This window comes from Pseudoalteromonas sp. OFAV1 (assembly GCF_021532595.1).
GTDB lineage: Bacteria > Pseudomonadota > Gammaproteobacteria > Enterobacterales > Alteromonadaceae > Pseudoalteromonas > Pseudoalteromonas lipolytica_C.
In genome coordinates this window covers 73,149-95,459 of sequence record NZ_JAKGBG010000008.1, presented here as the reverse complement: position 1 = coordinate 95,459, position 22,311 = coordinate 73,149, and the positions used below count along the sequence as shown (strand labels likewise).

The 22,311-nt window shown below is 42.2% G+C and carries 14 protein-coding genes; 2 read left to right on the top strand and 12 right to left on the bottom strand.

Annotation, left to right across the window (positions count from 1 at the left end; genetic code table 11):
- Positions 1–37 precede the first annotated feature (37 nt).
- On the bottom strand, positions 38–2,860 hold the full coding sequence (locus L1267_RS06845) for a TonB-dependent receptor (protein WP_235382435.1): 2,823 nt from the start codon (positions 2,858–2,860) through the stop codon (positions 38–40).
- 329 nt (positions 2,861–3,189) lie between these two features.
- On the bottom strand, positions 3,190–3,954 hold the full coding sequence (gene agaR, locus L1267_RS06840; protein WP_135923474.1) for a transcriptional repressor AgaR: 765 nt from the start codon (positions 3,952–3,954) through the stop codon (positions 3,190–3,192).
- 157 nt (positions 3,955–4,111) lie between these two features.
- On the opposite strand from agaR, the gene L1267_RS06835 reads away from it, so the two are divergent.
- Positions 4,112–5,443 carry a sugar MFS transporter gene (locus L1267_RS06835; RefSeq protein ID WP_235382434.1) on the top strand — a complete coding sequence of 444 codons (1,332 nt, stop codon included), beginning with the start codon at positions 4,112–4,114 and terminating at the stop codon, positions 5,441–5,443.
- 20 nt (positions 5,444–5,463) lie between these two features.
- Here L1267_RS06835 and L1267_RS06830 read toward each other — a convergent pair whose 3' ends face one another.
- The 6 genes from L1267_RS06830 to L1267_RS06805 are packed head-to-tail and all read right to left on the bottom strand — an operon-like array spanning position 5,464 to position 12,170.
- Positions 5,464–5,979: a hypothetical protein gene (locus L1267_RS06830; protein ID WP_235382433.1), complete on the bottom strand. Its 516-nt coding sequence runs from the start codon at positions 5,977–5,979 to the stop codon at positions 5,464–5,466.
- Positions 5,972–7,666: an FAD-dependent oxidoreductase gene (locus L1267_RS06825; protein WP_235382432.1), complete on the bottom strand. Its 1,695-nt coding sequence runs from the start codon at positions 7,664–7,666 to the stop codon at positions 5,972–5,974. The genes L1267_RS06830 and L1267_RS06825 overlap by 8 nt, the downstream gene beginning before the upstream one ends.
- A gap of 9 nt (positions 7,667–7,675) precedes the next feature.
- Positions 7,676–8,845, bottom strand: a complete 1,170-nt coding sequence (gene nagA, locus L1267_RS06820) for an N-acetylglucosamine-6-phosphate deacetylase (protein WP_138556752.1) — start codon at positions 8,843–8,845, stop codon at positions 7,676–7,678.
- Positions 8,823–9,746 (bottom strand): ROK family protein, encoded by a 924-nt coding sequence (locus tag L1267_RS06815; RefSeq protein ID WP_135923470.1) that lies wholly within the window; start codon positions 9,744–9,746, stop codon positions 8,823–8,825. The genes nagA and L1267_RS06815 overlap by 23 nt, the downstream gene beginning before the upstream one ends.
- Before the next feature lie 17 nt (positions 9,747–9,763).
- Positions 9,764–10,885, bottom strand: coding sequence for an SIS domain-containing protein (locus L1267_RS06810; protein ID WP_235382431.1), 1,122 nt, complete (start codon positions 10,883–10,885; stop codon positions 9,764–9,766).
- Between the two features lie 19 nt (positions 10,886–10,904).
- Positions 10,905–12,170: a D-tagatose-bisphosphate aldolase, class II, non-catalytic subunit gene (locus L1267_RS06805; RefSeq protein ID WP_235382430.1), complete on the bottom strand. Its 1,266-nt coding sequence runs from the start codon at positions 12,168–12,170 to the stop codon at positions 10,905–10,907.
- Positions 12,171–12,447: 277 nt separating this feature from the next.
- Between L1267_RS06805 and L1267_RS06800 the strand changes: the two genes are divergently transcribed.
- Positions 12,448–13,908 (top strand): Gfo/Idh/MocA family protein, encoded by a 1,461-nt coding sequence (locus L1267_RS06800; protein ID WP_235382429.1) that lies wholly within the window; start codon positions 12,448–12,450, stop codon positions 13,906–13,908.
- Between the two features lie 149 nt (positions 13,909–14,057).
- Here the strand turns inward: L1267_RS06800 and L1267_RS06795 are convergent, their stop codons facing one another.
- The 4 genes from L1267_RS06795 to L1267_RS06780 all read right to left on the bottom strand — a co-directional run bounded on the left by L1267_RS06795 (position 14,058) and on the right by L1267_RS06780 (position 21,836).
- Entirely contained in the window at positions 14,058–16,736 is a 2,679-nt protein-coding gene (locus tag L1267_RS06795) for a M14 family metallopeptidase (RefSeq protein ID WP_138556756.1), read from the bottom strand.
- 139 nt (positions 16,737–16,875) lie between these two features.
- Positions 16,876–19,104 (bottom strand): S46 family peptidase, encoded by a 2,229-nt coding sequence (locus tag L1267_RS06790; protein WP_442960553.1) that lies wholly within the window; start codon positions 19,102–19,104, stop codon positions 16,876–16,878.
- Between the two features lie 200 nt (positions 19,105–19,304).
- Positions 19,305–19,547 carry a YdcH family protein gene (locus L1267_RS06785; RefSeq protein WP_138556757.1) on the bottom strand — a complete coding sequence of 81 codons (243 nt, stop codon included), beginning with the start codon at positions 19,545–19,547 and terminating at the stop codon, positions 19,305–19,307.
- Positions 19,548–19,706: 159 nt separating this feature from the next.
- A complete protein-coding gene (locus L1267_RS06780) occupies positions 19,707–21,836 on the bottom strand; it encodes a HAMP domain-containing methyl-accepting chemotaxis protein (RefSeq protein WP_235382427.1) in 2,130 nt (709 codons plus the stop codon).
- Positions 21,837–22,311 lie beyond the last annotated feature (475 nt).

The following is a 22,311-nucleotide window of genomic DNA, read 5'->3' as shown; positions in this document are numbered from 1 at the left end:
GGCGCTTGAACAACACTAACAACTGGGAATACAAAGATTAAAAGCTAGCACGTATACCTAATGCGACCTGAGTACCAAAGCGCTCAAGGTAACTGACTTGGTCAGTGCGTTTGGTGTAACCCCAATAACGCTCATTCGTTAAGTTAGTTGCTTCAGCAAACACAGTGAATTGATCACTGATGTTATAGCTCATGCTGGCATCTAACTGACCATAATCAGAGATCCAATAAGGGCCACCCCACGCATCTGGATCCGACAAGAATTTGCTGCGCCAGTTATACGCTAAACGTGCTTGGAAACCATATTGCTCATAGTAAACCACGGCGTTATATGAGTTTTTCGACATGCCTCTAAATGGCAAGCCTGACTCTTTAAGCTCTGGCTCATCGTAGCTACTGTCTACATAGGTATAGTTAAGCTGAAAGCCTAGGCCATTGAAAGGTTCTGGTAATAAGTTTTCAAGCGACTGCTGATAAGCAAACTCAGCCCCTTTGATCGTTGCACCGTACTTACTCTTACCAGGGTAAGATGCAAAGTAACGCACACCTTCAATTTCAACGGGGCTTTCTACGTAATCGATAAATGATTTCAGGTCTTTGACAAACACCCCACCACTTAACGAGCTGCTGTCTTCAAAGTACCACTCTAAGGTCATATCGGCTTGATTAGCTTCTTCTGGTGTTAACGATGAATCGCCCATCGAAAGTTGTGGTAACCCTTCACGATACGTATCAAAGTTTGGCGCAAGCCATGGGCGTAAATAGCCTAACGATGGGCGGCTAATCACTTGTGCCGCAGAAAAACGGTAAATCAAATCATCAGTAATGCTAAGCTTAAAGTTCATGCTTGGTAAAATATTGCTGTAATCCCCTTCAAATGATTGCTGAACGGTTTCGCGCCAACCATTTTCAAGTGGTTTACCATCTTCTTGTAAGTCAATTAACGATAAATCATACACCGACCCTTTAGAGCTCACTTCTGTTTGTGAACCACGAATACCAACATTTAGCATATACGGCATTTTTGCAAGAGTGCTTTCAAGCGTCACTTGCGCATACGCGGTAAGAACTTCTTCTGTTACCTCATAAGTACCCGATGAATTAAGCGAGGCAACAATGCTCTTGTCTGTAGCTTCAGCATTAATTGAACGATAATAAGCAAGTAACTTATCGTAATCGAAACTTGGCCATGGCTCAGGTGTAATGCTACTTTCACCTTCTAAGAAGTTATCGAAATTCGCCTCAACAAACACGTCACTTGGGATTTCAAATAGGTTAAAGTCACCTACATTTACTACCGTGCTGTCATCAAATTCATAACCGTCACGATCTAAGTATTGGCCACCATTACTAAATTGACTTGCATTTTTTGAAGCATATTCCAGTTGGCTCTTGGTTTGCTCAAGGTATGTTAAGCCAAAATCGATACGGGTAACTAAATCACTTTCAGGCAAAAATGTACCGGTAAACTTAAAGTCATTGATAGTGTCTTCAACCCCGGTACCTGTATTACGGCTATAGTGCGCACCGTATGATTGATCCGCTGTTAAGCCCGGCGATAAAGTAACATCTGGCAGCATATTACCAGTGGTGTAATCAATGCCAATCGAGTCAATAAAACCACGGGCAACAATAAAGCGATTATCACCGCCATTTTCATTTTTCGCTTTTGAATGCGCAACATCCACAGCCAGTGTTAGGCCATCCATGGGATACCATTTGGCATTAAGGGCAAACTGATACGTATCTGTTTTTCGAGGATTGGTTAAGTTTAATAACTCCACCATAGTATTACCGGTTTGCGTCATTGATACCACTCGGCCTGAGTCATCAAATTGTGCATCGGTAAAAACGGGCGTGCCTGGCGTCCAGCTTTCGTCGTAGTTAACAAAACCGATTTGATAACGGTGACCATCGGTGTTGTAACGTGAATATAAGGCATCAAAGTTAATATCTAGGGTATCTGTTGGGCGCCATTGCATTGCTAACGTCGCACCGACGCGTTCACGCACATCTTGCGCGTTGGCAAAATACATGTAACTCGGAATTTTTGAGGCAAATATTTCGCTTTGCCCGTCAATTTCTCCGTTGCCATTCATATCGACTGGCACACCGGCACTGTCTGCTCCCCAGCCCTCTTCTTCATCAAAAAAGCCGCTTGCAGAGTATGTGTCTGCACGTAAGGTTTTCTTTGAATAGGCCCCAGAGAAAAGCACACCAAAGGTATCATCATTAAAGTTGTCACCTATGATGAATGAAGCATGCGGGTGTACATCTCCCGTGCGCGATTCATAAATCCCCTTTGCTGAAGCACTTAACGTGAAACCGTCTTGATCAAGTGGTTTGCGAGTTTCGATATCAACAACCGCACCAATCCCCCCTTCAATTAAGCGTGCTTCTGGTGATTTATAAACTTGCAGTGCTCCGACTAACTCTGAGGCAATGGTATCAAAGTTAAAGTCACGGCCTGAATTTTCAGACGCCAGTTTACGGCCATTCAAGGTGGTAATGTTGTAGCCACCACCTAAACCACGTACTAAAATATTTTGCCCCTCACCGCCATTACGGGTAATGGTGATACCAGGAATACGCTGTAATGCTTCAGCTAAGTTTTCATCGGGAAACTTACCAATGTCGTCCGCAACTACAACATCAACAACCGTTGTTGCTTCTCTTTTACGAAAGTTTGATTCTTTAATGCTGCTACGTATCCCTGTAACCTCAATAACCTCAACATCCTCTTCGACTTGGTTATTGTTATTATTCTCTTGCTGTTGTGCAGAGGCTGCGAAACTGACTGACGAAGCCAGTATCGAGCTTATCAATACGCTCAGGTATGTTTTTCTAGCTGTTGTTGCCATGGTGATTTCCTGTTTTTTTAATATTCTGATTTGTTGACTATAAAAAATAGTACTTAAGTAAGGCCTCACACTTAATTTATAACAAAATGAAACAACCCATCAATAAATAATTACCTAGTGAAACTTTCGATTGTTACGAAAAAAGCGTTAAAATAGTCATCAATCGCTTCAAAAGCCTTTAATGGCGTACGTTTAATTTCGAAAGCTACAGGAAGGATTTTTTTTAATTATTTTGAAAGGAACAAGAAAATCGTATTAACTAGGCAACAAAAAAGGCAACCTAAGGTTGCCTTTTAGAAATATGTTTACAGTATTCTATTGTTTTTGTATTAAACGATGATCACTTCTATGCCTAGGTTTGTTAAAGATTCAACAAATTCAGTTGGCATATTTTTGTCAGTAACCAGAACATCTATTGATTTAAGCGGTAGGACATTATACAAGGCACGTTTACCAAATTTACTCGAATCAGTCACTGCAATGACTTTGTCTGCGCGAGTACACATGGTTCTATTTAACATTGCCTCAGGCTCGTAATGAGTGGTGATCCCCGCTTCAGAATCGATGCCATCAACACCTAAAATAACCTTTTTGAAGTTATATTTACTCAGTGCTTGCTCAACCTCATTGGAGTAGAAAGACAAGGATTTCTTGCGTAATTGGCCACCGAGCATAAATACATTTGCATCGTCGATATCGGCTAATACGTGCGCAATATTCAAACCATTAGTCATCACCGTTAGCGCTTTTTTGCTTGTGAGTGCTTTGGCAACTTCTTCAGTGGTGGTACCTGAGTCAATAATTAATGAATCGCCATCTTCAACTAAATTTGCAACAGCTTTCGCCAGCTGAACTTTAATTGCGTAGTTTTCGTTATGTTTATCTTTTACCGAAAGCTCTTTGGCAAGCTTATCGCAAGCGATTGCCCCACCACGCGAACGCACGACTAAGCCGCGCTTACCTAGTTCATTAAGATCATGGCGTATACTAACCTCTGAAATATCAAAGGTTTTAGCCAGATCTTTCACACTAACTTTGCCCTTTTCTTCAGTCATAAGGACGATTTTTTGTCTTCTTTCGATTGTGGTTAGCATAACTGCCCTGTTGGTTTAAAACTGCTTTCAAAGTAATACATCAATACTACACACTTTACGGTTGTAAAGCTAAAATTAGTTTCGAAATAAAATAAAACTTTCAAAACTTACGAACTTTGTTTTATAGTGAATAAAAAAAACCACCTTGGTGAAAAAAATGACAACAAAAAGTTCACTCATAGCTCAGCCACAATATATCGCTCGCAGCCAGCTTCTTCCAATGGTGATTATTGGCGGACTGTTCTTTTTATTCGGCTTTATCACTTGGCTTAATGGCTCTTTGATCCCATTTTTACAAATGGTCTGTGATCTCAATCACATCGAAGCCTATATGGTCACACTGGTATTTTATATTGCCTATACGGTAATGGCATTACCCAGTGCGAAAATTTTACAGGCATTCAGCTATAAGCATGGTATGTCATTTGGCTTGGCCATCATGGCTTTGGGCGCCTTATTATTTATACCGGCAGCACAAACACAAGCCTATTGGTTATTTTTAGTCGCCTTGTTTACATTAGGGAGCGGTCTGACCTTACTACAAACAGCTGCTAACCCGTATATTGTGTTGCTAGGGTCAAAAGATACAGCGGCGGTGCGCATTAGTATCATGGGTATTTTGAACAAAAGTGCAGGTGTAGTTGCTCCATTACTTTTCTCTGCCATCGTGTTCAGTGATATTGCCAACTTTAGCCCTGAAGCCTTGGCACAACTCAGTGACCTTCAAAAACAACTTCAATTACAAGAATTAGCAAACCGCTTAATTAGCCCTTACATGGCTATGGCGATTTCACTGGCAATTTTGGCTGCGTTAATTATGTTTGCTCCATTACCTGATATTGAACAACCTCAAGCAATTAGTAGCAGCGAAGAGCAATCTATTTTGCAATTTCCAAACTTAATTTTAGGTGTGATTGCTTTATTCTTTTATATCGGTGCAGAAGTTATCGCCGGTGATACCATAGGTCTATATGGTAAGGAGCAAGGCATACTACAATTTGCTGAACTCACCTCTTACACCATGGGTTTTATGGTGCTAGGCTATGTATTAGGGATTGTGCTTATTCCGCGCTTTTTTACTCAGCAACAAGCCCTGCTATTCTCAGCATTGAGTGGCTGCGTATTTTCACTCGGTATTATTTTTGTAGACACGCAACAAACAGCACTCTCTAATATTTTACTATTTTGGCTCGCTGATAACAGTTTCCCTGATACGGTATTATTTGTAGCCCTGCTTGGCTTATCAAATGCGCTGGTTTGGCCCACTATTTGGCCTATGGCGCTGGCAAACTTGGGGAGTAAAACCCAAACGGGTGCCGCACTATTAATCATGGGGATTTCTGGTGGAGCATTACTGCCGCTTGTATATGGTGTGTTTGCAGAATTTACAGGGAATGCTCAGCAAGCATACTTATTATTATTAACTTGTTATGGATTTATTCTTTATTACGCATTGATTGGTCACAAGCTAACAAGTTGGCGTAAATAAATCGTTCGCAGGCGATGCCACTAAGCAGAGCCTGCTATTTTCTCTGATGTAAAATACCCTAATAATAAAAACTCGCGTACGGTGAAGATACACTTATACATTAAGTATTCTTCATGCTTAGCTGGAGTTACCTGTGAAATCGGTACCCCTTGCAGCTCAATTACTTGCTGATACTGCTGTTCACTAATAGCAAACAAGCGTTTTAATTTGTTAGCCAGCTGTGGTGCACAGGAATTACCCTGCGCAATTAATTCAGCGCCTTGTAAACACTGCATCCGTTCAGTAGCTGTGACGGTGTTAGCCAACATCAAATCTGTAAAAGCCACTAAATCAAAATATAGCTGTTCGGCGGGGTCTAACTCTAAAATAACCGCTTGCATCTGCCTGACGACATCCCGATGCGCCGCTTCTTTTAGCACTTCAAAATGGCTGTCATCCATGTTATCAAACAACTGAGTAGCGGCCACTGGCGTAATAGCAACACCTAATAATGCCGATAAATATTTAATAGCCTGTCGCCTCTGTAGATCAGCCATTAAACACTCCATTGTGATAATGCTTAACGGCATGATCCGCCGCTCTAGCAGTAAATGCCATATAGGTTAGAGAGGGGTTTTGATAAGCTGATGAGCACATAAATGAGCCATCAGTAACATAGACATTACGCACACTATGAATTTGGTTATAGCGATTAAGAACAGAGCTTTTAGGATCTTGCCCCATACGGGCAGTGCCCATTTCATGGATCGCTTGTCCCGGTGCAGATCCCTTATCATAGGGTTGCACGTTCTGGTAACCGGCCTTTGTTAGCATCTCAACTGCCTGTGCTTTCATATCTTCTCGCATACGCAGCTCGTTTTCACCAAACTGACAATCAAAATTAACTAATGGCAGCCCCCACTCATCTTTTAATACAGGGTCTAAGCTCATTTTATTGTGATGATAAGGCAGACATTCCCCAAAACCTATCAAAGCAACTTGCCAAGGCCCTGGTTTGGCAAGCTCTTCACGAAAAGCTTTGCCAAAACTGAGCTCTTTAAAACCGCGTCGCCAATCTTTACGTGTCGCGTACCCTTGATAACCATAGCCGCGAATAAAGTTATGTTGCTCTTTATCATCAAGGTTTCGAAAACGTGGGATATGAAAGCCAACGGGTCTATCGCCATCATTATAATCATCAGCAAAGCCTTTCGGCTCACCCGTGGCGCCAACCCGAAAATGATGATCCATTAGGTTATGACCAAGCTCTCCACTATCATTCCCTAAGCCATTAGGAAAACGTGCAGAAGTTGAATTTAATAACAAGGCTGTTGTTGCCACAGTTGATGCACAGCAAAAAATAATATTAGCCCGTTCGATACGCTCTTTTTTAGATTCAACATCAATCACTTTCACACCTGTGGCTTGCCTAGTTTCTGGGTTGTAAATAATCTCTTTGGCAATGGAGTGAGCCTGAATGGTCAGTCGCCCTGTACGCATTGCAGCAGGCAAGGTCGAGGCTAAACTACTAAAATAACTACCGGTTGGGCAACCTCGCATACAGCGGTTGCGCTTGGTGCATGGGGCACGACCTTGCTCAGGTTTTGCCTGTGTTAAATGGGCGACACGCCCTATCGTTACATGACGGTTTTTATAATGATTTAGTAAACTGCGTTTTAGATGCTGCTCTACGGCATTGAGTTGGAAAGGCGGTAAAAAGTGGCCATCGGGTAATTGCGGTAAATTGAGTGCTTCACCAATAACCCCGATGTAAGCTTCGACTTTATCGTACCAAGGCGCAATATCTTGATAGCGAACAGGCCAATCAATGCCGTGGCCATCTTGTTTGTTAGCAGCAAAATCAAGATCGCTGAGGCGTAAACACTGACGTCCCCAAGTTAATGAACGCCCGCCTAAATGATAGCCTCTGATCCAATCAAAGCGCTGCGTTTCTCGGTAAGGATGCTGCAAATCATTCACAAACCAATGTTTTATTGATTGCTTAGTAGCATAGCCAGTGCGCGCTTGTTTAGCTTGATTCCGCTTTTCTAGCAGGCTGGGTCTGTCACGAAATGGCAGTTGCCAGTCTTCTTTAAAAGCCGTTGTATAATCGCTTCCATGCACAACCTGCCTGCCGCGCTCAAGTAACAGCACGTTAAGGCCTTTTTCGGTCAGTTCTTTAGCAGCCCAGCCGCCAGTAATACCACTGCCAATAACAATGGCATCAAACACTTTTGCCTGCATTCGTGTATGTTAGTTCTCGTATATTTGCTTACCAGCACAGATGGTTGCACGAACAGTAAAGCTGTTGTCGAGCACAGCAAAATTTGCCACTTTTCCTACAGCAATACTTCCGATAGAGTCGGCTTTATTTAAAAATTCAGCCGGGACTAAACTGGCCATATTAGTCGCTTCAACTAAGCTTGCGTCGGTTAAGTTATAGAAACGTTCAACGCCCACTTCCATCGTTAATGTACTGCCTGCTAAAGAGCCACTTTCGGTTCGCGCAACACCTTGCTCAACCAAAATAGGAAGCTCACCTAATCGATAACGACCATCTTGTAAGCCACCCGCGCTGACACAGTCTGTAATAAGAGCTATTTTATCTGCCCCTTTTAAACGATAAACCATGTTCATTATGCTCGGATGCAAATGAATTCCATCCGGAATAAGCTCAACCATTGCATCGTTGTCCATCAACAGTGCGCCGGTACAACCAGGATCACGATGATGAATACCGCGCATACCATTAAAAATATGTACCCCGCCACATGCACCATGCTCTAGTGCTTGTGTCGTTTGATCAAAACTGGCATCAGTATGGCCTAGCATTACCCGCACTCCCTTGTCGGTGATATAGCGGATCATGTCGGGCGATTCAAGTAACTCTGGCGCCAATGCAAAAGAGGTTAAACAGCCATCGCAAGCAGCATAAATCTCATCAAAACGCTGCTTTGTAAGCTCTAAAAAGAATGACTCATTGTGTGCTCCCTTATGCGCTTCAGCGAAGAATAATCCTTCGTTATAAGCACCAAGTAGCTGTGCACCAGTCAGGCCTTTTTGGTAGGCACTCGCCATATTTTTATAAGCTTGTATTGATACGTCCCAATCTGCGGTCACTGTTGTGCCGACAAAACCGGTAACACCGTGCTTAGCTAAAGAGCGAGAAATGGTCTCTAGAGATTCTGGGGTGCCGTCCATAATATCGCAGCCTTCCCGACCATGAATATGCAAATCGATAAAGCCCGGAAATATACTCTGATCCCCTAAATCAATAATCTCAATACCTGGCTCGCAATCTTCAGTAATAGCCATAATTTTACCGTGTTTTACAAGCACAGCATGATGATTTAACACTGCCTCGGCTGTGATCACCTTAGCAGCTTTTAAGTAATAACAATCAAGATGTTGAGGAAATAGCATGAACACTTCCTATTATTGCAGCGCCTCTTACGCCGCTAGAATCACCAAATTTTGCCCGTTTTACCTCTGGAACTGTAAAACCAGAAAACAGGTGCGACTGAATCGCATCAGGGAGTTTTTCAACGATAGCGTCAATTAAAGACAAGCCACCCCCTAATACTATAACTTCGGGATGAAGACTTTTACTCACGGCCGCAAAGGTCTCGCCAAGAATATCTAAATAACACCCGAGCACGGCCAGTGCTTGCTCATCGCCATGCTTAATATCGTTAGCCCACTCAATCGCTGACTTAGGAGATTGAGTAATATGCTTATAAAGCGTCTGCACACCCGGCCCTGCGATATAACTCTCAACACAGCCATTCAAACCACAGCCACATTTTAAAACCGGCAGTTGGTATTTTTGTTGTAGATAGGCAGAAAGTGGTAAATGACCATATTCACCCGACATACCTAACCCTTGATTGAACAGCTCGCCATTAATACACATGCCACCTGCAGCGCCAGTGCCAACAATAGCACCAAAAACACGGCTATACCCTTCGCCGGCTCCACCATTGGCTTCAGATAAAGCAAAACAGCGGGTGTCATTCAGTATGGCGACAGGTCGTTGTAACAATGCTTGCAAGTCATTAGCAATAACTCGACCAGATGCACAAGGCACGTTTGCCGATAAAACTTTACCATCATCATTTACGATTCCTGGCATACCAATGCCAACTGCCCCTTTGCAACCACTGAGTTGATCAGCCTTTAACACTTGCTGATGAATTGCTTCTAAAAACTCCTGATAATTTTGAGTTGGCGTCGAAATTCGCCAACTCTGCTGTTGCTCTAAAATATCATTAAAAATAGCGGTTTCTATCTTCGTTCCGCCAATATCGAGTCCATAAACAGCCATATTCTACCCAACGTCGCTTAGCGAGAAGTTAATGGGTAAATAGTTACCCCTTTTACAACACGGTTAACTTCGCCCGTAGGACAAGGGTTGTCAGGTGTTAAACCGAGTGAAATTGATTTGAAAAATGCAAAAATCTGACAATAGACAATATAATACAGGCCTTGCCAAACATCATCTAGCTCGACCAGTTCACTATCGACTGTTAATTTTTTTACCGCTGAACATTGCTGGTCATTGACTAGCTCATTGTATAGGTCCGTATCATAAAGGCTGCTGTACTTATCACTTGATGACATTAACAACACGGCTGTTTTGTCATTAATAATTGTTTTAGGGCCATGACGAAAACCAAGTGGTGTTTCAAAATAGCTGATTAAGTCGCCATTAGTTAACTCCAAACATTTCAATGCAGCTTCTTTTGCATAACCTAATAACGAGCCAGCCCCTAAAATAACCAGTCGTTCCATATCTGAATCTGTAAATGCTTTAATACTCTGCAATTGCGTTTCAATAAGCTGCTCAGTTTGTGTTGCTAAATGCGCCAATTGATTCACATCGGGTGTAAAAATACACAAGGTAGAAATTAGCATTGAAGAGAAGCTGCTAGTCATTGCAAAACTTTCATCAAGCGTTTCTTTAGGCATTAATAGGCAAAAACTATTCTCTTGATTATTAGCTCGTTTTGCCAGCTCCCCTTGTTCATTACAGGTAATCACTAAGTGATAACATTGATCAAGCACTTCATCGGCCAAATCAACCGCAGCGACACTTTCAGGGCTGTTACCCGAGCGCGCATAAGATACCAACAAAGTAGGCGTGGTTTTTTGCAAATAACCCAAAGGATTAGAAACAATATCAGTGGTACTTATTGCACGTACATCAAGGTCTGTTTTTGCAGTTAAGTGAGGAGCAAGCGCTTCACCCACATACGCCGATGTTCCTGCACCTGTTAATACAATTTGCAGTTTCTTCAGTGCAAGGATCGGGGCTAAAAAGTTTTTAATTTCTGTACGGTGGTTTTCAACAATAGCAGCTGTATTACACCATGATTCTGGTTGCTGGCTTATTTCTTTTGCTGTCCAATAAGCATTTTGTTGCTTAAGATCGGCTACATCTAATGATAAAAATTGCGTCATCATTCATTCTCTCTCACATAACTTATTGATTACAAGCAAGCGAATAAGTATTCGTTACTTCCATTATTTTATTGATCACTAACTCTCGCGGTAACGAGGTAATTTCTCTTTTGATTAATGCTTTATATTGCATTGGCATAAATTGACTGAGTAACGTTTGTGGAATGATCTGCGCTTCTAGGTTCGCAAATAAGGTTTCTACAGCGTACTTAATTTCATCTTCAGGCCAGTAATAACGAATACGATCACTATAGCTATATGCACGATAAATTGCCGCTTCTGGCTCGTCAGTCGGATAAAACTTATTCCAATAACCTGGCTTTTCGAGCATAACTCGCTCGCAAACTGCGCGAATATTAGAACGGCGCGATGGTTCAATAAGTTGATCTTCAATGTACGATAATGCGAATAACCCTTCACGTAATGCGTAGGTTAGCTGTGGCCCTACTTTCAAAATAGCGAAATGATCTTGAACCAACTCGTGGTAACAATGATCTGGTTGATAATCTGTCGAGTGAGCTTCATAAACAAGATTATCAACACGGGTGATAAACTCTTTCAGTTGTTGTGCTTCACTTCGTTGGTAATCAAAAACCTGATGATTATCAAATTCAACACCCGGTTGAACAACAACCGCAATTACGCGAGACCAAACATCAGCGATATTTAATTCATTAAAAGCATCTTGATGTAACTTTATCGTTTGTTGTACACCCTCAACATGCGTTACTTCGATCACTTCAAGATCTTCTTTTGCACCACCGGGTGGAGGAACTTCAGTTCCCACCACATATAAAATATCTTGCTCTTGGCATACAGACTCAGCTGCTTGGCACATTAGTGCTGCACGCTTAGCGATTTCAGCATCGGCTAAACACACTTCATCATCGCTACATGGCATACTGGTATCAAGATGAATCTTCTTAAAACCCGCACTTGCGTAAGCTTTAACTAAATCAACGGCTTTTTGCATTGCTTGTTCTGCAGGCTCATTAACCCAGCAAACAGGCCCTAGATGGTCACCACCCAAAATAATACGGTGTTTATCAAGTCCTACTTTGTCTGCAATTTCGTGAACAAATTCAACAAAGTCTTTTGGCTGCATGCCCGTGTAGCCACCAAATTGATTAACCTGATTCGCAGTTGCTTCAATCAATAACTCAGAATCATCTTTTATTGCTTGCAGCATCGCAGCTTCAATTACGAGCGGGTGCGCACAGCACACAGAATAAATCCCCTGCGCTTGACCTGCTCGGTTATTGTTAATAATTGTTTTCAATGCATTCATGGTGTTTTCTCCAAGCAGCTTGCACTAATGTTAAATACGTGATTTGAAATTACGGTATCACACAACGAAACACTTCGCAATAAAACGAAAGATAATGAAAGTAAGAAAGCAAACGTTATGGATGGGTAAAAATCAATAAAACCCTGATAAATTCGCTAAAAAGATTAAAATCGAAAGTCTGTGAAACCTAATTCATTGTAATTAGCTTTAAGTTGAGATATAACAGAAAGAACTGAAACCCATATTAAAAAATAATCTCAGTGAATTAGGTATCGTTATGACAATTGATAGACGTAGTTTCTTAAAATCTGCCGCAGCAATCACTGCTGCGACAGTCGTGACTGGCTGTGCGAAAAGCCAACAAGGTGACAATCAACAACCGACGCTGGCCGCACAAGGTAAAAGCGTAATGGGCTTAGCTGTGCCAGCGATGGATGTAGTACGTGTTGGTTTTATTGGTGTTGGTCAACGTGGTAGCGGCCATGTTAAACACCTTTGCCATATAGACGGTGTTGAAATTAAAGCTATTTGTGACACCGATCAGGTGATGTTAGATAAGTCAGTTAACTATGTTGTTGAAAAAGGCTTGCCTAAACCAACGGCTTATACTGGTTCTGATAAAGCTTATTTAGACATGCTGGCTCGACAAGATATTGATATTGTAATCATTTCAACACCGTGGCAATGGCATACACCGATGAGTGTTGAAACCATGGAAAGCGGTAAACATGCCTTTGTAGAAGTACCTGCAGCAACCACCATGGAAGAGTGCTGGCAGTTAGTTAATACCGCAGAGCGCACACAAAAGAACTGCATGATGATGGAAAACGTTAACTATGGTCGCGATGAGTTAATGGTTTTAAACATGGTTCGCAAAGGTATATTTGGTGAATTACTGCATGGTGAAGCGGCTTATATTCATGATCTACGCTGGCAAATGAAAGAGATTGACCGTAGCACCGGCTCATGGCGTACTTATTGGCATACCAAAGTAAACGGTAACTTATACCCAACTCATGGTTTAGGCCCGGTTGCCCAGTATATGAACATCAACCGTGGTGACCGTTTTGACTTTGTTACATCAGTCAGTTCACCTGCACTTGGCCGCGCAGCCTATGCTGAACGTGAATTTCCAGCAGGTCACGAACGACGTTCGCTTAAGTTTGTTGCTGGCGATATGAACACCAGTATTATTAAAACAGTGAAAGGTCGTAGCATTATGGTACAGCACGATACCACCAGCCCTCGCCCTTACAGCCGTCATAATCTAATTCAAGGGACTAATGGTACTTTTGCTGGTTTCCCGAATCGTATTGCCCTTGAAGATGTACCACCAGCGATTGCAAAAGTGTATCAAAAACAATATGAAGCTGAGTTAGCTGCATGGGAAAAAGCGGGTTCGCAAGGCCGTAAGCCATATATACAAAACTTCCATAGCTGGGATCAAGATATGGAAAAATGGCGTGCCGAATTTGATCATCCTCTGTGGAGACGCATGGGTGAAGAAGCGGTTAAGAACGGCGGCCACGGCGGTATGGACTTCATTATGCTATGGCGCATGATCTACTGCTTACGTAATAATGAGCCACTCGATCAAGATGTATACGATGCCGCAGCATGGTCATCCATCTTCCCGCAAAGCATGGCATCGGTTGCAGATAGAAGTAACAGCAAAACGATTCCAGACTTTACCCGTGGCGCTTGGCAAACAGGTAAGCCATTAGGGATTGTGTCTTAACACTTTCTTTTTTGGATAACTCAAAAGCCCGCACTTTGCCCTGCGGGCTTTTTTATTTTATTGCTCACTCCCTTTAGAGCATTACTCTTTAAAACTTTGCCCACAAAAAAACCCGCAACATCGGCGGGCTCTTCGTTTAAACTTTAACCTTACTGAGCATGTGCCGCAGCACGGAAAATCGTGTTAGCTAACATTACATTCATACCTTCAAGGTAAGCACGGTAAGTTGGTGATTGTGTAAAACCAATCACCATGCCTTTGCCTTGCGGTTGATGAACAAGCAATGGCTTATACGCAAGCTGTGCTTTATTTTGCTGCCACAGATAACCACTTGCTAGCACATCATCTTTACCTGTAAACCAGGCTAAGTTTTTACCTGAGTTAAGTTTTATTGGCGTGTAAATATCATTACCGTAAGCCACTGCAACTAAGCTTTCATCAACTCCAGCGGTTAACCAATGCTCTTGGTCTACTTCAACATTCGCAAGTACACCGGCTACATAGTCTGGCGATGTATGTGGCTCAATGCTCGCTGCTTTTAAATCATCGCGAGAAGTGAATAACTGCCCTGCCACTTTGCTGCTTTTATCATCGCTGCTGTCGGCTTTATCTTCTCGGTAAGCTTTCTCGCGCTTAACATCCAATAAACCGTAATCAGCATTTGTGGTAAAGCGGTTAGCATTACCGAGGGCAATCAACACGCCGCCGGCATCAACCCAGCTTTTTAAATTAGCCGCGCCCGATTTACCGAGTGCTTGCTCGTAATTACCTTCTGGTAAAATAAGCACTTGGTAATCACTTAAATCAGCCCATGCAAGCATTGGCGTACGAATCGCTGTGACGGGGTAACCAAGCTGTCTTTCAATAACAAAACGGGTGTTACCGGCGCTTAGCTCACTGGTCGGTGCATCCCATGCAATCGCCACTTTAGGTGCGACCATTGGCACTGTTTTGTTACTGCCAAAGCTTGGGCCTTCAATCACCCAGCTTGAGTCAACACCATTTACTATTGCACCTGTTTGCTCAGCAATTTGGCTAATTTTGCTGAGTAGGTCTTTATCGTTTAGGCGCTTTTCGATTACTAAGCTACCCGCGGGGTAGTTAGTTTTATCACCTAATACAAATGCTTGGTCAGCACTTTTCAGTTTAATGCCAGCTTGCAGTGCTGAGGTTAAAAAGCGTGCTGCAGCCGTATCACCCCAAGCAACAATATAAGCCACTGAGGCTTCAGGGTTATTCACTTTGCCAAGCAATGTGTCGTCGGCCTTAACTGCTTTACTGTCTGCGCTTACAGCACGACCACAGCTATCGCTATCAACATTAAACATCATTGGCAGTGACCAACCTGTTACATCGTAAATTTCATCATCCAGATTACGAGCTCGGCGTCTTTCTTGCTCTTTTACAAATGCCTCTGCCATATCTACTTGGTCGGTAAAGGTGGTACGCACAAATACCCCACGCGGCTGCGCGGTATCAATAAAATAGCTACCCGCTTTATACTTAACGCCACAGGCTTTGAAGTCTTCGGTTGCTTGCTTAACTTCAACACCATGCTCAGCCATTAAGGTTGCTAGTCTATGAGCGCCTTCACGGTTACTTTGCTTAGGTAAGATATACACACGCTCTTTGCTATCTTTACCCGAATCGATCGCATCGACTTGATATTGGTAAAAATCACCCAGTAATTTTTCACGCTGATTGGCAGCCCCTTCGGCAGTCGAAATTGAGGCCACAAACTGACGTTTTACAGTATTAAAATAAGTGAGTAGCTCGCCGGTATTTTTCTCAAATACATGACCACGAGCTGAGCCTACTTCGTAAGTTGATGCAGACGCACCATAAAAAACTGGCCAGCTATCACCGTAACCAGGGTAAAAGGCATCAAAGATTTCACGGGTAAAATAATCAAAGCCAAACTCATCAAAATACTTCGCGTGATTTTGCCCAATCGCATCCATGTTAGCGATTTGAGTTTTCGTCATATGCGGATTAAATGGCTGAGCAGCCGGTGCAAAGTAGTAAGATTGGTCGCCGCCCATTTCATGAATATCAACCACCACTTGCGGTTTATACTTATTGATTGCAGCCACCCTACCTTTACTTTCAGGCTGAGTAAGCGCTAACCAATCACGGTTCATATCAAACAAATAATGATTTGTTCGGCCTCTTGGCCATGGCTCATTATGCTCTGCACTTAACCTGTCTGCGCTGTGCTCAAGACCCACAGTTGCATAATAACGAGTAACAAAGCGCTCACGGCCATCAGGGTTTTGTAATGGGTCGATAAACACCACTGTGTTATCTAAAATTTTGCTGTTAACAGCATCATTCGGGGCTGCGAGTAAGTGATATGCAGTAAATAATGCAGCATCGGTTGAGCTAATTTCATTACCGTGCACGGCATACTGAAGCCACACAGACGTCGGTAAATTTTTAATTAGCGACTTAGCTTCTTTTTCAGAGGTAATACGCGGATCAGCCAAGGCTTGGGTGTTATTGGCGAGGGTTTCTAATGAGCGAATATGATCCGCAGTGCCAACCACTGCATAAACCAGTTCACGACCTTCCCAGCTGTTTGCGTACTTAAACACTTTAATACGATCAGGCGCAGCTTGTTCTAAGGCGCTAAGATAACGACGCATATCGCTGTAATTTGTAATGCGCTCACCTACATCGTACCCAAGCACTTGTTTAAATGTTGGAATTTGCTGATTGTAAGCGGTGCCCGGCCACATTGCTTCGGTATTCGTTGCACTGGCATTAAAGCTTGCCGTTATTGCCACAACACTGACTGAAATGGCTTTTATTATTTGTTTGGCGCTCATTATTTTTCCCAAGTAAAAGTATCTGCTTTGTACATTACAAAAGTATTGAAAATAAACAAATTAAAAACGTTAGACTGGCATAAAATAGAGACATAAAAAAACCGCAGCGATTGCTGCGGTTATTATTAACATAGCTTTGTTATTTAACTAAGGTCATTTCATCTAGTAGGTAACCTGCGTTATCAACTTCTTCCATTAACCAAAGCATGTATCGAATATCAACGTGAATAGCACGGGTGATTTTGGCGTTAAAGTACCAATCTTTAGTGATTGATTCATAAGTCGAGTCAAAATTAAGACCCACTAATTCACCTTTACCATTCATGACTGGCGAACCTGAGTTACCACCTGTGGTATCAGCGCTACTTAAAAAGTTGACTGGTACTGAGTTAACTTCAAGAGGTTTAGCCGCTTGTGGCTCACAACCAAAGCTAAATAAACTACAGCTGACACCTGGTAAACCTAAGTCACCGCGGTAGTACGCGCCAAACGCTTGCTTTTTGTATGCTTCAAGTACTTTATCTGTAACAACAAATGGTTTTTCACCTGTGTGTTTAGCCACTAAACCACGTAGTGATGTAAAAGGTGTTTTATAAACAGCATCTGCCGCTGGGTAACCATCAACTTGTGCATAGCTTACGCGTAATGTGCCATTTGCATCAGGGTAAACTGGCTTACCTTTAGCGTTGTTGAAGGCGATAACTGCTTGCATATATTGCGGACGAATTTCAGCTAAACGACCGGCCATTTCTTTTTCATCAGCTTCTTGTGCCATGTTGGTATCGTATAGGGCAACAGCAAGCTTTATGAATGGGTCGTTTGATGCTTCAAACTCTGCGACAGATTTACCAATCCAGTTAACGCGTGCTGCTACATCTGTAAGCTCAGTTTTAGCATAGAAAGACGCAATAATCGCTTCAAGCTCGGCTTGGGTAGTGGTATCTGTGATGCCTAAGCCGTCGTTTAATGCCGCAACTTGGGCTGCTTTATCTTGCGCTAAATAGTTACCTAAGTAGCTTAACCATAAGGCTTTATCGACCTCAGGCGTAAATTGCTTTTGCAAGCGCTCTAAACGGGCTTTAAGCATAGGAAGGTCGCGCTCTTGGTAACCCATTTCGCGCTCTGCATTAGGCTTTTCGCTCTCTTTTGCTAAGCGGTATAAACGAATCGCCGTGCTTAGTAAGTCTGCGCGTTTTGCATAATCAAAGTAAAAGTGACTTTGTTGCTGAGCATGTGCTTCAACTAACAATGCTTTCAATGCATGATATGAATCTGCGTAAGCTTTACGTTCAGCACTTTGTGCAAACCAAGCTAGGTACTCTTGCTCTTGTGCGGCTTTAATACCCGGAATATCCGTTACTTTAAAGCCATCTTGTAAGCCTTCCAGTTTCTTTAAACGGTTGTTAGTGCTTTTTACACGAGAGGCGTATTTTACTTGTGCTTGCTCATCGCCTTTGCTTTGCTTGGCAATCACATCAAGGGTCATGTTGTAAGTATTAAGCAATGTTGGGTAATACCAACTCGCTGAATAGTTTACTTCGTCTGCAAGCTTATAGCGGCTAGTACGCCCCGGATAACCTGCCACCAGCACGCCATCACCTAAGCTTACGCCGTTCGCATTCACTTTTAAGAACGACTTTGGCTCATAAGGTACGTTATCTTCGCTGTAATCTGCAGGCTTGCCATCTTTACCAACATAACCACGTACAAAGGTAAAATCGGCCGTATGACGTGGGTATTCAAAGTTATCGATGTCACCACCAAAGTTACCCAGCGCTTCTGCCGGGGCATACACTAAGCGCACATCTTTGATCATGAGTTGCTTGATCATGAAGTACTCTAAGCCATGGTGGAAATCACGTACCGTACAACGGTAGTTAGGATCTGACTCACACTCACTGATCAAGGCTTTGCGATTTGCTTGAATCGCCTCATAACGGTCTTTGCCGTGTAGATCCGCTGGTAAGTTACCCAGTACGCGATCTGTTACATCATCCACTTGTTCAGTTACGTACAAACGCTCTTGCGGGCCTGCTGGTAATTCTTTTGACAAGTCAGCTGCTAAAAAGCCTTTTTCAATTAAGTTGTTTTCTGGTGTGCTGTTATTTTGAATCGCGCCATAAGCACAGTGATGATTAGTTACCGCCAAGCCTTTTGGTGACACAAATGATGCAGAGCAATAGCCTAAACCAACCACTGCATTGAGTGGATACTGGTTAAGATCTGCCACTTGTGAAGCCGGTAATTCGATACCAACGCGGTCAAACTCGCTTTGTAATTGTTTTAATTGATGCGGTTGCCACTGCCCTTCATCAGCGTGCGCGCTACCTACAGCGACAACACCCATTAGTGCTAATGAAGTTGTAATCATATTTTTTTTAATCATGTTAATCCTAGTCAGTGCAAAGCACTATTCCATTGTTACCTGAAAAAATCGCGCTAAGACTACCATAACCTTGATTGAGTAAAGGGATATTGCGATTAACAACGATTAGGGAGTGAAAGTAAAAAAGAAATACCCCTTGCTGAGAGTCTGAGTGCAAGGGGTATCATTATTAATATGATTTATTAAGCATTTGCTTTTAAAAAGTCATAAAGCTCATCTTTTAGCACGGCACGTTGATGCTTCTTTTCATGCATGTCAGCATCTTCAATGGGTGAGTTTTGCAATTCAAGCTCACGGATTTCTTTATCCATATCATCGTAACGCTGCATCGTTTTTTTAAAATGAGCGTCAGATTTCACAAGACTGTGGATTAATTCATTAAACTCTGGAAACTCATTTAACAACGAGTGTTTTTCACCTAGCATGGGCAACTCCTTTGACTAAAAATAAGGTTCAACTTCACTGTATCACGGCCTAAAATAGAGTCAATGCAGCAACCTTGTTCAAGATCAATAATGCAATCAATTCAGAAAAACGGCCTAAACATTTACCTTGAGCAAGGCTGATTTCTCGTATTAACTTCGCTAATACTTAAATTGATTAACCAAGCTTCTTAATTGCTCTCCTAATCGAGCGAGACTTTGACTCACTTCCATACTTTCTTCAGATGCTTCCATTGTTTGCTGGGAAATTTGCACAATAGAATTGATGTTTCTATTGATATCTTCCATGGTTGTGGTTTGCTCTTCAGCAGCTGTCGCAATTTGCGTATTCATATCGTTAATCGTATCCATTGACGAAAAAACAACATCAAGCGACTGACCAGCTTCTTGTGAACTTGCTACTGAGGAGTTACCAAATTCTTTGCTTTGTTTCATTGCGTCTACTGCTCCTTGAGAGCCTTTTTGTAAACGCTCAATCATCGCGTTTATTTCTGCTGTGCTTTGCTGTGTTCGCGCTGCAAGCGAGCGAACCTCATCTGCTACAACGGCAAATCCCCGGCCTTGCTCTCCTGCTCGAGCAGCCTCAATTGCCGCATTTAGCGCAAGTAAATTTGTTTGCTCCGCAATGCCGCCTATTACATCGAGTACCTTACTAATTTCAACCACATCAGTGGCTAACGCCCCAATTACTTGAGAAGACTTCTCTACTTCACTGGCTAGCTGTTGAACAGAAGAAATAGATTGCTGTACCACACTTTTAGCCGCTTTCGTTTCATTACTTGCTTCATCGGTTGACTGCGCCGCATTTGCTGCACTACGCGCAACTTCTTGCGCAGTCACTGTAATTTCATTCATTGCCGTAGCAACTGAATCAGTCTCTGTACCTTGTTGTAATATCGCCTCTTTTGAACGGATACTTATATCTCTTTGCCTATCTGTTGAATCAACAATTTCGTTGGTAGCAGTCGAAATTTCTTGTACCAGAACTTGCACCTTATAAACAAACTGATTAAATGCTCTAGCTAACTGCCCGAGTTCATCTTGCGATGATGCGTCAACTCGCTGAGTTAAATCTCCTTCCCCTTCAGCGATACTCTCCATGCTATTTAATAAAGTGTCTATTGGTGCTAATACCGTTTTATAAGAAACGATCAAGACAAGAGCACCGATGACAATAGCAATGGCTGTTAAAGACAGAATGCCAAAAAAAGCTTGATTAAGAACTTCTGCCGCTTTTTCATCTGCGTTGTCTGAAAAAGCATCAGCCTCTTCGGCTATCTCTTCAAAATAAGCATCGGCATTATCAACATCAACTTCTAATTCTTCTGTTAATTGATCGGCAAGCGCTTCTGCTGATAACTGATCTCGATAAGAATCAAATAAAGCATCTTCATTATTTGCGCTAGTTACCCAATTATTAAATGAAGCGATCAGTACTTTTGCATCTTCCTTATCTTCGTCTGACTCAGCTAAATTAGTAAGCACAGTAAAATATTCATCAGCTTGTTTAGCTAGGGCTTCAAATTCTTTTTGAATATTAGGAAGGTTAGCTGGGTCTTCCTCAGCTAAATACTCACCCGAGGTATCCTGCATTTCAATAACCAAACGCTGTAACTTTAAAGCGGCTTCAACAACTGGGTAGTCACTTTCAAATAAAGAACCAAGCACATCATTCACGGCACTCGCAGAGCCGCCTCGAGCGACAAGCGCATCGCCTTCATCTTCAGCTTTTTGCATTTCTTCTTCATTTTCAACTGCAAATTCATCGAGCATACTGATCAGCTTTGCACCTGAACTATCAAACTCATCGAGTAATTTCTCAGAGATGATTTCTTTTTCAAGTTCAATTAGCTTCTGTTCAGACATTTTTAGCGCATGAGATAAAAACTCATCTTGCTCGGTAGACGCTTTTTTTATTAACGCTACTCGCTCAGGTTTACTAATTAAAGTGAGTAGCTCTTGCTCTGTGTCATCAAATAGCTTTGCTAGCTCTTTAATTTCAGCGGCTCGGGCTTTTAATTCGGGGATTTCTTCACTTGCTAAGATCTCGTTAGCGACTTTTGCGGACTCCCACAAATTTGCAATCAAATCATCCGTAGTTTCCATCACTGGCACAACTTCATCACTGAGTTGATTAAGCTGATTTTCAAGCTGATTTTCAAGCTGATTAACATAAAAGAGAGATAACGCCCCCGAAATCAAAATTAGGGCGCCCATTAAAGTCAGTCCCGCAGTAAGGCGACCTCGAATAGTACCAAGAATGGACTGCATCACTCTCTCCTCAAATTAGATTCACTTATCTGCATGTTCTCTATCTAAATTTAATAATAGGATAGAACGAAAATTTCGCAGCTTGATAATCACAAAATATTAACAATATTTAGAAGTTAACTTGAGTTCAGAAAACAGACAGCAGGATTCGTTTTGAATAAGATTAGTAGAAAAAGATGTAAGCCATTGTTTTATATGAGCGGAGTGGATTTTCTATTTTGCGTAAAGATATAAAAAGAAAAAGCCCCGCATTGCTGCGAGGCTTTTTATGTAATTTGGTGAGTCAATCTATAAGTTAACTGAACCGTCCGATCACAACCTAGATTGACTAAATACCAACATGGTTTCAGAAGGTTTTGAATGTTTAAATACGAGCTGTTCCTACACCTTTGGTGTAGGGGTTTATGCAAAGTAAGATAACAGGTTTAACATCATATTAGATAAACAGGTCTCACTTTGTCGATTTTGCTGCTAC